The organism is Pseudidiomarina sp. (genome assembly GCF_033722695.1).
Classification (GTDB): domain Bacteria; phylum Pseudomonadota; class Gammaproteobacteria; order Enterobacterales; family Alteromonadaceae; genus Pseudidiomarina.
This window is the reverse complement of the sequence record NZ_JAWVYM010000042.1, coordinates 1-12,131: the sequence shown is the minus strand read 5'-3', so window position 1 is coordinate 12,131 and position 12,131 is coordinate 1. Positions and strand designations below refer to the sequence as shown.

The window sequence follows — 12,131 nt, the reverse complement described above, 5'->3', positions numbered from 1 at the left end:
TATTTTTAGTTAGTTATACGCACCGTTTCGGCATCGCCGAAGGGTTCGGTATTGGAAACAATAATCTGGTCACCAGCGACCAGGCCGCTGATGATTTCGACTGAACTGAGGCTGGTCACGCCGGTTTCGATTGTGGTGCGGGTGGCAACGCCGTCGCGTACTACATAGGCAATACGGCCACCGCCGCTTTCGAGAAACTGACCGCGGTTAACGGACAACACATCAGCTTTCTGATCGAGGATAACGCGGGTAGTCAGGCGCTGGTTCTGGCGCAGTACCGGCGGCATGTCGTCAGTAAAGCGCACGTTCCCAATCACCTGGTTGTCACGAATCTCCGGTGAGATTGAAATCAGCTGTGCAGCATAGGTCTGGCCTGAATAGTTGATTTCTGCCGCCATACCAATGGCCAGGTCATCGGCATAGGTTTCCGGAATGGCAATCTCAACTTCAAAGGCGGTCAGGTCGACCACGCTCAGCACCGCCTGATTGCGCGCTACCTGATTTTTTTGATCAAGCTCCCGGTTACCGACCAGACCGTTTACCGGTGACAGGATATTCAAGGCATCAACCTGCCGCTGTAAGTTAGCAACAAGTGCTTGCTGGCGATTGACTTCCAGCTCACGGGTCTGCAATTCAAATACCTGGGTGTCGGCTTCAAGGGCTGCATCAGCGGTGGCATGTTCATATACCAGGCGCGCTGTTTCCAGGTCGTCCTGTGCTTTTTCATAGTCAATCTGGCTTATCGCCTGGGCCGCCCAGGCATCATCAGCACGGCGTTTTTCGCGCTCGGCGGCAACATAGGTTACTTTCGCCATGTCGATGTCGCGCTGGGTCTGGAGTTTGGCTTTACGGGTCTGAATGTGCTGACGTTCCAGTGCCACCGCGGCACTATCAAGAGAAGCTTGCTCCTGCTCCAGCCGGCTTTGCAGCTCAGGACTGTCGATACTGACCAGCAACTGGCCCAGTTTGACTTCATCGCCCGCATCAACGTGGTAGGTTACGGTGCCTTCAGCCGGGCTGTATAATGTGGGGCTCACCGCGGCGATAACGCGCCCCTGAATGGACAGATCGCGCACCAAATCACCTTTTACTACAGTGGCAATACGCAGGCGATCCTGAGGCACGGATACTTCTGCCTTGGCCCAGCGGTTAATAACGGGAAGTGTTACAGCGATGAGTACCGCCAGTACGAGGGCACTTACAATGAATTTCCAATAGGTGCGACGCGGTGCTTCACGCACCACGTCCTGACCACTGGTGTCAGCAATTTTTATCACGGCTTAGGATCTCGCTTTCAGTTGAGGATATCGTGTCAGATATAGTCGTGCGAAAAGCCGTAAAGGTTTACTGAGGAATTGTAATAAATTGCCGTGGAGTTGTAAGGGAATGTATTGGAATGCGGATAGCCGTTACAATTAACGGCTACCCGCATGCTAAATCGGGGTTATCCGAACACCAGGAACAACTCGTCGTTCAGCCATAAGTGCGAGAGCACAGCCGCTACGTAGCCCAGAAAAATCACCGGTGTCCACCTCAGGTGGCTGGCAAAGGTGTAGGATCCGCGCGCCTGCCCCATAAGCGCGACGCCAGCCGCTGAGCCAATCGAGAGCAGGCTGCCACCGGTCCCCGCGGTAAGGGTAATCAACAGCCACTGGCCATGGGACATCTCTGGCTGCATCGACAATACCGCAAACATAACCGGGATGTTATCGATGACCGCAGACATCAACCCTAATGCGACGTTGGCGTAAGTGGGGCTCCAGTCGGTATAAAGGGTTTCAGACAGTAACGACAGATAGCCCATAAAGCCAAGGCCGCCAACGCAAATAACGATACCGTAGAAGAACAACAGAGTATCCCACTCAGCGCGCTGCACCCGGTTAAATACGTCAAAAGGCACCACGCTACCAAGCCGCTTGAGACGCTCCATATCGCCGGCGCGTTCAGCCATCGCCCGTTTACGGGCCAGCGAGCCGGGCAGGGTCATGCGCAGAAAGTAACCAAAGAACTGCAGGTAACCCAAGCCCATCATCATACCCAGTACCGGCGGTAAGTGCAGGAAGGTATGGCAAATTACGGCCGTGGCTATAGTGGCCAGAAACAAAAAGGTAATCCGCAGCGCGCCGCGCTTCAGTTCAACCTGTTCGTAAACGGCATTGGGTTTCCGGTTCTCAATGAATAAACTCATGATCACTGCCGGTACCAGGTAGTTGAGCAACGAAGGCACAAACAGCACCAGAAACTCCTGAAACTGTACGATGCCTGCCTGCCAGACCATCAGCGTAGTGATATCACCGAACGGACTGAACGCGCCACCAGCGTTAGCAGCGACGACAATGCCCACACACGACAAGCTGATAAATTTTTTATCGCCATCAGCTACTTTCATGACCACCGCACACATCAGCAAGGCAGTCGTTAAGTTGTCAGCGATTGGGGAGATAACAAAAGCGAGGCCACCGGAGAGCCAGAATAACTGACGGTAGCTGAAGCCCTTGCGGACCATCCAGGATCGCAGCCCGTCAAATAGCCGGCGCTCTTCCAGAGCATTGATATAGGTCATGGCAACCAGCAGGAACAGCATGAGCTCGGCAAATTCCAGCAGGTTATGGCGGAACGCGTCTTCTGCAAGCTCTGGCAGACCCTGGTCGACATAGACCCAGCCAATCATCATCCAGATCAGACCGGCGGCCACCAGTACCGGCTTGGATTTGCGCATATGTATCTTTTCTTCGGCCATAACCAGCATATAAGCCAGGGTGAAGATGATGATGGCGACAATACCGACGGTGCTGGTCGTTAAATCCAGCGGACCGGCGGCAGCCATAGCGTCCGGAGAGAAGAGCATTAAACCAAGCAGAACCAGCAGCAGCTTCCACATGTGCAGATATTCCCTGTTAGTGGTTAAAAAGTTAACGTTAAATGGCCAAAAGTTGACGTCTTGTGAAGCGCGCGCATACTAGCACGAAAAAGGCCACCTGGTATCGCTAGCAGGCGGCCTTTTTATCAGCTATTAAGTGGTACTCCCCCGGAAGTATCAGGCGCTTGGCTTAAACTGCTGTTCTTCGGTTGAACCGGTAAGGGCGGTCACCGACGAAGTACCGCCCTGAATGGCATTGGTCACATCGTCAAAATAGCCGGTACCAACTTCCTGTTGGTGGGCCACGAAAGTATAGCCACGCTCGGCCGCGGCGAACTCCTGCTGCTGCAGCTTCACATAAGCGGACATATCGTTACGCGCATAATCATGGGCGAGTTCGAACATGTGATACCACATGTTATGCACACCGGCGAGGGTAATAAACTGGAATTTATACCCCATGGCAGCCAGTTCAGACTGGAATTTGGCGATGGTCGCGTCATCCAGGTTGCGCTTCCAGTTAAATGATGGCGAACAGTTATATGCCAGCAGCTTGCCCGGATATCGGGCATGAATAGCTTCGGCAAACTGGCGTGCTTCATCCAGGTCAGGCTTCGCGGTTTCGCACCATAACAGATCGGCATAAGGAGCGTAGGCCAGGCCGCGGGATATCGCCTGGTCAATACCCGCATTCACCCGGTAGAATCCTTCAGCGGTGCGTTCACCAGTGCAGAATGGCAGGTCATTGGCATCAACATCCGAGGTCAGTAAGTCCGCCGCGTTAGCATCAGTACGCGCCAGGATCAGTGTGGGCACGCCGGCAACGTCCGCAGCCAGCCGCGCTGCGATCAGCTTCTGTACTGCCTCTTGCGTGGGCACCAGCACCTTTCCGCCCATGTGTCCGCATTTTTTCACCGAGGCTAGCTGGTCCTCGAAATGCACACCAGCGGCACCGGCACGAATCATACTGTGCATCAGTTCATAGGCGTTCAGTACGCCACCAAAACCTGCCTCAGCATCGGCGATAATTGGCGCGAAGTAATCAATGTAGCCATCCTGGTCAGGCGTGAGCCCTTTTGACCACTGGATCTGATCGGCCCGCGCGAAGGAACTGTTAATTCGTTGCACTACCGCTGGCACGGAGTCGACTGGGTACAGCGACTGGTCGGGATACATGCTCATGGCACTGTTGTTGTCAGCAGCAACCTGCCAGCCGGATAGGTAAATCGCCTGCAGACCGGCTTTAACCTGTTGCACAGCCTGGCCACCGGTAAGGGCGCCAAGCGCGTTCACATAGTCTTTGCCGAACTTGTGGCGGGCTTCACCATGCAGTAAGCCCCAGACTTTCTCGGCGCCACGGCGGGCATAGGTGGCTTCGGGCTGCAGGCTGCCTCGTAATTTAACAACATCAAGCGCGGAATACGTACGCTCAACACCCTTCCAGCGTGGATTTTGCTGCCAGTCATTTTCTAATTTCTGCGCAGCTTCGGCCTGAGTAATAGAAATAGTCGTCATGAGTGTGGTCCTGTTTACAAAGTAGGGCTACTACAGCAGGTCGTAGCCGGGTAGAGTTAAGAATTCGATTAAGTCGTCCGCGGTCGTTATCTGTTCCAATAAATCTGCCGCGGTCTCAAACTGCTCGTTTTGCCAGCGCTGCTCACCTACTTCCTTGCGCACGACAGCAACTTCGTCCTGCAGGTAGCGCCGGAATAATTCTTTGGTCACTACAGCGCCGTTATCCAGGCTCTTCTGATGTTTAATCCACTGCCAGATAGAGGTACGGGAGATCTCGGCGGTCGCCGCGTCTTCCATCAATCCGTAGATAGGTACGCAGCCTTTGCCGGAAATCCAGGCCGCCAGGTATTGCAGCGCCACCCGGATATTGGTTCGCATGCCGGTTTCGGTGCGCGGGCCAGGGCAGGGCTCTAACAGATCGTGGGCGGTTACCGGAGCGTCCTGCTCGCGTAATTCGTGTAGCTGGTTATCACCCGGCAGGCCATCAACAAAGACTTCGCGCACCGTAGCGGCGAGTCCCGGATGGGCAATCCAGGTGCCATCATGGCCATTGCTGCGCTCGAGTTCTTTGTCGGCCCGCACCTTGGCCAGGATCCGGGCATTCTCTTCAGGATCTTTACTCGGAATGAACGCCGCCATACCGCCCATTGCCAGGGCGCCGCGCTGATGGCAGGTCTTAACCAGCAGCCGTGAATAGGCATTTAAGAAACCCTTATCCATAGTGACCACCTGACGATCCGGTAATACTCTGTCGGGATGGTTTTTGAGGGTTTTGATGTAGCTAAAAATATAATCCCAGCGGCCGCAGTTCAGCGCAGCAATATGCTGGCGCAGGGCGTAAAGGATTTCATGCATCTGAAACACTGCCGGAAGGGTTTCAATAAGAACAGTGGCGCGGATAGTGCTGCGGGGGACGCCGAAGTAGTCTTCGGTGAAAGTGAACACTTCAGACCACCATTTGGCTTCAATATGATGCTCAAGTTTCGGCAGATAGTAATAGACACCGGTTTTGCGGTTCAGCCGTTGCTGATAGTTCAGGTAGAAGTACAGGGCAAAATCCAGCAGCGCTCCGGGGATGAGTTCGTCGTCGACCAGAATGTGCTTTTCCGGAAGGTGTAGCCCGCGCACCCTAGCGATGAGCAAGGCGGGATCCTGCTCAACTTTATAATATTTGCCGCTGTCGGGATCGGTGTAATCCATATCGGCACCCACGTTATCGTTGGCATCGCGCAGGTTCTTCTGACCGTTTATTAAACCTTCCCAGGTTGGCGACTGAGAGTCTTCAAAATCAGCCATGTAACAATCGACATTGGCGTTCAGCGCATTGATCACCATTTTACGATCCACCGGACCGGTGATTTCCAGCCGGCGGCGAGTTAAATCCTCCGGTAATGCGGTAATTTGCCAATCTGTTTCACGAATATCCCGGGTGGCAGCATCGAAGTCTGGCAGGGTGCCGGCATCAATTGTGGCCTGGCGTTTATTGCGTTCCAGCAGCAATTGCTGCAATTGTGGCCGGAAGCGACGCACCAGGGTAACCAGAAACTCCTGGGCCGGCACAGTAAATAGTTCTTGTGTCAGCCGGTCAGGGTTCGGCATAGTGAGTCCGGTGACGAATTGATAAGTGGTCATAACCTGTCCAGTTGTTGGGCGTGTGTTAATAAAACAAGACTAGGCCTGATCGCTATCATTCTGCTAATTTATTATTTATATTCCGACCATTCGCTGAGGTTATGACATGATTGTATTACGAGTGACTTTTCTGTTAGCCATGCTGGGAGCAGTTATCCCGGCACTTGCCGAGCCGTTACCGCTGGCCCAGCGGGCTGAAATTGTCGACGACATTCTGCATCAACGCATCAGTAAGCTGCTGCCGGAGTTGATGCGCGGCACTGATATAGATATGTGGGTGCTCATTAGCCGAGAATACAATGAAGATCCGGTATTGCGAACGATGCTGCCCAGTGACTGGTTCTCGGCGCGCCGGCGCACCATTCTGGTTTTATTCGACCGCGGTATGGTCGATGGTGTTGATCAAGGTGTCGAGGCGCTGGCAGTAGCGCGCTACGATGTCGGTGATATTTTCAAAAAAGCCTGGGATCCTGACCAACAACCCGACCAGTGGCAGCGCCTGGCTACACTTATTGCCGAACGCAATCCCAAGCGGATAGGAATCAACCAGTCGGACTATTTTGCCCAGGCCGACGGGCTGGTCGCTACCGATAAGGAGCAGTTCTTACAGGCGTTACCGGCAGCGTTCAAAGAGCGCGTCGTTAGTGCAGAAAACCTGGCGATACGCTGGCTTGAAACCCGGATCCCAGCCGAGCTACCGTATTATCGTAACGCGGTTGGCATAGCTCAGCAGATTATTGCGGACGGCTTCTCGGATGCGGTCGTTACGCCGGGCATAACGACCACCACGGATATTGAGTGGTGGATGCAGGAACGCATTGCGGCTCTGAAGCTGGATGCCTGGTTTCCGCCTACGGTAACCCTGCAGCGCAAAGGCGAAACCAATGCGCGTATGGCTGATGCGGTGGTGCAGCGAGGTGATTTATTGCATGTGGACTTGGGCATTACCTACCTGCGGCTGAACACCGATACCCAGCAGCACGCTTATGTTCTGCAGCTTGAGGAGCAGGCAGCGCCGGCCTCGTTGCAACAAGCTCTGGCCAAGGGCAACGAGGTACAGGACTATCTGACCAAGGAGTTTGCGGTAGGCAAAACCGGCAATGACATCTTCCTGACAGCTCTGCAAAAAGCCAGGGATGCCGGCTTACAGCCGTCTATCTATACTCACCCGATCGGCTATTACGGCCATGGCTCAGGGCCAACCATAGGAATGTGGGATAAGCAGCACGCGATTCCGGTCACTGGCGACTATCCGATGCATGCGAATACCGCCTATTCAATCGAGTTAAATAACCGGAGCTACAGTGATGACTGGCAGCAGGAGGTGACCATCATGCTTGAGGAAGACGCGTTTTTTGACGGCGAGCAGGTTGATTACCTGCATGGCCGTCAGCAGGAGTTTTACTTGATTCGCGAGTGAACAATACGCTGATAGAGTTTGCGTGTGAGGAAGCGCTTAAAGTACCAGGCGATTCGCCCTTCGCGATGAGGCAGTACATGTGAGCGCTTACTCTTAATTGCGCTGAAGATTGTTTCAGCAACGTCGGCAGCATCAAGCTTACTGTTGGACATCAGGCGCTCGAGCTTGTCCCGCATGCCTTCTATACTGGCCCGCATACCCTCGCCGAGATTGGTCTTGAAAAACGACGGACAGGCTACTGTCACATAGATGTTATCTTTCGCCAACTCGTTTTCCAGGGTTTCCGACAGGCTGACAACAGCGGCTTTAGAGGCGCTGTATGCACTTGTATTGGGCACATCCAGCAGACCGGCCATCGAAGCGACATTGACAAAATGGCCATGCCCCTGACGCTGAAACAACGGCGTGAAAACCTTGCAGCCGCGAACCACACCCATTAGGTTGATATCCATAATCCACTGCCAGTCGCCGATGGTGGTGTCGGTCAGCGCGCCGACCTGTGCGACGCCAGCGTTATTAACTACCACATCGACACCATCCCAGCGCTTTTCAAGCTCTACAGCCACTTCTTCGATATCGCCAATACGGGTCACATCGCAGGGCATAAAAAAAGCATCTTTCTGCAGTTTGGTCAGGCTACCAATTACGGCTTCACCGCGCTCGTTGTCGCGATCACCAATGCACACTTGCCAGCCTGCGCGCGCACAGCGTTGCGCTAAAGCAAAGCCCAGGCCACTGGCCCCACCGGTAATGAATATACGTTTTGCCTGCATTACTTAATACTCTTAGATTATGTCAAAGTGAATCTGGTCACGGCCTGCGTTCTTACTTTGATAAAGAAGTTGGTCAGCCTTTGAGATTAACTGGGAAAAGGTAAAATGAAAATCATTTTGTACGCTGATACAGCCGATACTTACGGTCATGGGAATTATTAGATCATCCACCCGGCAGCATGACTTCAGCTCTTTGCGGAACTGTTCAATCCGTTCATTCAGATTATCTATCTGCCCGGTCAGCATGACCGTGAATTCCTCACCGCCGTAACGGGCTATCAGATCGCTGTCACGCTTAAAGTGTTCTCTGAGCAAGTTGGCCACGCTAATGATACAACGGTCGCCAACCGGATGGCCAAAGTTATCATTTATCGATTTAAAATAATCAATATCCATGAGCAGCATAGTGACAGGGACTTTATTGCGCATGGCGTTTCGATAGACTTTGTTGCCCTGCTCATCAAAACTACGGCGATTCAGTAACTGAGTAAGGCCATCCTCACGCGCGAGCTGTTTGAGTTTAAGGTTCATCTCTTCCAGCGCTTTGGTTTTTTCGTCAACCTGAAATTTAAGCTCCTGATTGAAACTAACCATCAGGTTTCTGGCTTCCATTAACTGCGACGCAATACGGTGCACTTCCTCGGTCATGTCCTCTGTTTTAGGCTCAATAACGTCTTCCGGACTTCGGCCAAGCTGACGCGAAAGAAGCTGCAGTGGCTGCGTAATATTTTGGGCAAAACGTTGGGCGATAATCAGGAAAATCAGCGCAACCATTATTAAGCTTGCCAGCAAGAAAATTATATTGCCAATAAACAAGGCCGTAACCGTACTGGGGCTGGATAAAACATAGGCGCGCCAGCCGAGTTCATTCATGTGTGAGCTATACAGAAAATCCTGTCCAGCTAGCCGGGTCAGGGGCAGGTTTTCGGAGTAAACGTTTGGTTGAGGGACCGGTTGATATTGGCTCAACGGTTCCAGATTAAGCTGCTGCGAGGCAAAAATAACATTGTGAGCGGCGTCGGTAATGACCACAAACTGGGTGTCCTGCTCCAAATCGGTTCGTTCAGCGAAATCAGCGAACTGGTACAAATCGAGAGAAGCTTCAATCACGCCCTGAAATTCGCCTTCCAGATACCAGGGCGAACTGACCGCTACAATCGGGTGATCGCCGAAACCCCGCCCTTGAAATACCGCTGACAGATAGCTTGCCTGGCCAGTGGTCCTGGGAATGGCAAAATAATCACGGTCAGCGACGCTCCACTCATCACGTGGCGCGTCTTGCAGGCGTTCAAATACTGTAGCCGGATAGCCGAACCGGATAATGCCTTCTTTATCGGTGTACAGCATAGTGATCAGGCCCGCGTGCTTACGGTACGTAGCGCGCACCAGTTCCTGCCGGCCGGTATCGCTTAAGACCTGTTCAAAAGAGCGCGCCAGGCTTTCGACAGAAATCTGGTAGTGGCGGACGTAATCCTGAGTTGCCGTGTTAACCCGCTCAGATTTGGTTAAAAGATCTGATTTTATATGACTTTCAATTTGATCCGTCATACGGGCAGTAAAAACCAGTCCAATCAGCAATGACGGAATTACCGCGCAGATCATTGAAAAATAGAATATACGACCCGACAGGCGGCGTGAGGCTGAGGATAGGTGAAGAGTACACCATTGCTTCGGCACAAAGGTCAGCACACATACTGCTATTGAGGTGTACAGGAGGCCGTTTAGTAACAGTTTTACGCATACCAATAATAAAAAGTTGATCGGTAAATCCAGATTATGCGACAAATAAACCATCGCGATGGGGACACCGATAAACAACCAGTAAATTAGGTCGCCAAGCAGTAATACAATCCCTCTGCGAAATAGCCAGTAAAGAGTCAGTAATTCCAGCGTCAGCAGTATGTAAAACGAATAGTTGTCGGTGTAAATATACACCGCAGTGCCGGAAATCAGTACCGCAATTAGCGCAGGGGCAAGACCACGCCAGACCAGACAGAGAATGACAAAAAACTGGCCCATATAAAGGCCCATATTGCCATAAAGAGTAAAAGTGAGATAAAAATTAGCAACAGCAGCCGGTAGCCCGAAAGCTATCCCAGTCAAAATAATCATACCCGAGGAACGGAGATTCTGCTGCAAGGTATTGGTTCTTATCGTTGGCTTAAAAATATAATTAACATACTACCACGCGATTTTAACGGCGTATCATTTAATTGTGCTTGGGTCATGCAATAAGAAGCCCCCCTGTATACGTGTATACAGGGGGGCTTTTCAAAACCGACAGATCTACTGATAGTGGCGGGTCGCGTTAACGACTTTCCGGGCCATTTCGGCGTCCTTACACTGGTCGGCAATGTCGCCAATGGTTACGACACCGACTAAATCTTTATCTGTCTTGTTATTCAGAACTAACAGGCGCTGAACTTTCTGTTCCGCCATATTCTGAACAACCTCTTCGATGTCAACATCCTGATAGGTATAAAGAACCCTTTCTGTGGCAATGCTGCGAGCAAGGTCGTCAGGACTTTTGCCTTCGGCAAGAGCGCGGACAACAATGTCACGGTCCGTCAGCACGCCAACGACTTTTTTCTTGTCTGTTAACGGCTCAAAACCGGTCTTGTTATTACGCATGGTTTGCGCAACTTCGCGGATGGTCGCATTCTCTTTCAACCAATGCGGTTGTGTGGTCATTACTTCTCTGACTTGCATGGTACGCCTCCTTTCTATGCTATGAATTTAACGAGCCGGGAGCGAACTCCCGGCACTCAGCAATAGTCTGGGTGTACTATTAAGCCTAGTAGTCAGGTCCGAAAATATCAAATCAGCATCCTCAGCCTGAGGGCCGATTAATCAGCCTCAAGCGTCGACATATCAATCACAATCCGGTGTGCCACTTCGCCTTTTTCCAGCCGTTTTAACGCATCATTGATCTGGTCCATGCGGATCATTTCACACTTCGGATGGATGCCGTGCTCTGCACAAAAATCCAGTACTTCCTGGGTTCTGGGAATACCGCCAATTAAGGAGCCGGATACGCCACGATTACCAAACACCATCGGCATGGTATTTACTTCATCGACCGGGCCGACCTGACCGACAATAACCAGGTTACCGCCAATATCCAGTAGCGGCATATAGGGGTTGAGATCGTGCTTAACCGGTACCGTGTTGATGATCAGATCCAGGCTGTTGGCAGCCTCTTCCATCTGCTCTTCGTCGGTCGAAAGCAGTACCTTATCCGCGCCTAACTCTTTGGCGGCGTCAATCTTACTCTCTGAATGGGTCAGCACAGTAACCTCAGCCCCCATAGCTTTTGCCAGCTTCACCGCCATGTGGCCAAGCCCGCCAAGGCCAATAACACCAACCCGGGTGCCTTCCTCAACGTCAAAATCACGCAGCGGCGCAAAGGTAGTAATGCCGGCGCAGAGAATAGGGGCTGCGCGCTTCATATCTAACTTATCGGATACCGACAGCACAAACTCCTCGCGCACGACTATATGTTTTGAGTAGCCACCGTAAGTGATGTTGCCGTTAATACGATCCGGGCTATTATAGGTTTGCGTCATGCCTTCGCGACAGAACTGTTCCTCGCCATGCTCACACTGGTCACACTCCTGGCAGCTGTCGACCATACAACCGACTGCAACATTGTCGCCGACTTTGTAGTCCTGCACGTCGTCGCCAACATCTATAACCTTACCGACAATCTCGTGGCCCGGTACCATAGGATACTCACTCATACCCCAGTCATTGCGGAGCTGGTGGAGGTCTGAGTGGCAGATGCCGGTATACAGAATCTCGATGGCAACGTCATTGGGCCGCAAGTCGCGACGCTCGAAGTGAAAGGGTGCTAAGTCATCCTGCGCTGAATGTGCTGCATATCCTACTGTTTTCATATCAGTCTCCGTTATTTGTCTGAAGGAAATTGCCT

General features: G+C 52.2%; 9 protein-coding genes. 1 reads left to right on the top strand and 8 read right to left on the bottom strand.

The features are described from left to right. Window positions 1–5: 5 nt before the first annotated feature. The 4 genes from R3196_RS10275 to aceB form a co-directional block, all read right to left on the bottom strand. Window positions 6–1,274, bottom strand: coding sequence for an efflux RND transporter periplasmic adaptor subunit (locus tag R3196_RS10275; protein WP_413242922.1), 1,269 nt, complete (start codon window positions 1,272–1,274; stop codon window positions 6–8). 170 nt (window positions 1,275–1,444) lie between these two features. Continuing rightward, window positions 1,445–2,881, bottom strand: coding sequence for a sodium:proton antiporter NhaD (gene nhaD / locus R3196_RS10270; protein ID WP_413242921.1), 1,437 nt, complete (start codon window positions 2,879–2,881; stop codon window positions 1,445–1,447). A 156-nt stretch (window positions 2,882–3,037) separates the two neighbouring features. Further along, window positions 3,038–4,375: an isocitrate lyase gene (gene aceA / locus R3196_RS10265; RefSeq protein WP_413242920.1), complete on the bottom strand. Its 1,338-nt coding sequence runs from the start codon at window positions 4,373–4,375 to the stop codon at window positions 3,038–3,040. Between the two features lie 30 nt (window positions 4,376–4,405). Then, window positions 4,406–6,007 (bottom strand): malate synthase A, encoded by a 1,602-nt coding sequence (gene aceB, locus R3196_RS10260; protein WP_318936681.1) that lies wholly within the window; start codon window positions 6,005–6,007, stop codon window positions 4,406–4,408. Between the two features lie 106 nt (window positions 6,008–6,113). Here aceB and R3196_RS10255 point away from each other — a divergent pair, with 106 nt between their 5' ends. After that, window positions 6,114–7,427 (top strand): M24 family metallopeptidase, encoded by a 1,314-nt coding sequence (locus R3196_RS10255; protein WP_318936680.1) that lies wholly within the window; start codon window positions 6,114–6,116, stop codon window positions 7,425–7,427. Here the strand turns inward: R3196_RS10255 and R3196_RS10250 are convergent. From R3196_RS10250 to R3196_RS10235, 4 genes are all read right to left on the bottom strand, one after another. Next, window positions 7,409–8,200 carry an SDR family oxidoreductase gene (locus R3196_RS10250; RefSeq protein WP_318936679.1) on the bottom strand — a complete coding sequence of 264 codons (792 nt, stop codon included), beginning with the start codon at window positions 8,198–8,200 and terminating at the stop codon, window positions 7,409–7,411. The two genes, R3196_RS10255 and R3196_RS10250, sit on opposite strands and share 19 nt — an antisense overlap. 12 nt (window positions 8,201–8,212) lie before the next feature. Further along, entirely contained in the window at window positions 8,213–10,312 is a 2,100-nt protein-coding gene (locus R3196_RS10245; protein ID WP_318936678.1) for a diguanylate cyclase domain-containing protein, read from the bottom strand. 174 nt (window positions 10,313–10,486) lie between these two features. Continuing rightward, window positions 10,487–10,909 (bottom strand): CBS domain-containing protein, encoded by a 423-nt coding sequence (locus tag R3196_RS10240; protein ID WP_318936677.1) that lies wholly within the window; start codon window positions 10,907–10,909, stop codon window positions 10,487–10,489. Window positions 10,910–11,046: 137 nt separating this feature from the next. Next, window positions 11,047–12,096: an NAD(P)-dependent alcohol dehydrogenase gene (locus tag R3196_RS10235; RefSeq protein ID WP_318936676.1), complete on the bottom strand. Its 1,050-nt coding sequence runs from the start codon at window positions 12,094–12,096 to the stop codon at window positions 11,047–11,049. Window positions 12,097–12,131: the final 35 nt, after the last annotated feature.

Coding starts and splice junctions, on each gene's coding strand:
- nhaD (WP_413242921.1), bottom strand. CDS start 2,881: ATGTGGAAGCTGCTGCTGGTTCTGCTTGGTTTAATGCTCTTCTCTCCG.
- R3196_RS10240 (WP_318936677.1), bottom strand. CDS start 10,909: ATGCAAGTCAGAGAAGTAATGACCACACAACCGCATTGGTTGAAAGAG.
- aceA (WP_413242920.1), bottom strand. CDS start 4,375: ATGACGACTATTTCTATTACTCAGGCCGAAGCTGCGCAGAAATTAGAA.
- aceB (WP_318936681.1), bottom strand. CDS start 6,007: ATGACCACTTATCAATTCGTCACCGGACTCACTATGCCGAACCCTGAC.
- R3196_RS10250 (WP_318936679.1), bottom strand. CDS start 8,200: ATGCAGGCAAAACGTATATTCATTACCGGTGGGGCCAGTGGCCTGGGC.
- R3196_RS10245 (WP_318936678.1), bottom strand. CDS start 10,312: ATGATTATTTTGACTGGGATAGCTTTCGGGCTACCGGCTGCTGTTGCT.
- R3196_RS10235 (WP_318936676.1), bottom strand. CDS start 12,096: ATGAAAACAGTAGGATATGCAGCACATTCAGCGCAGGATGACTTAGCA.
- R3196_RS10255 (WP_318936680.1), top strand. CDS start 6,114: ATGATTGTATTACGAGTGACTTTTCTGTTAGCCATGCTGGGAGCAGTT.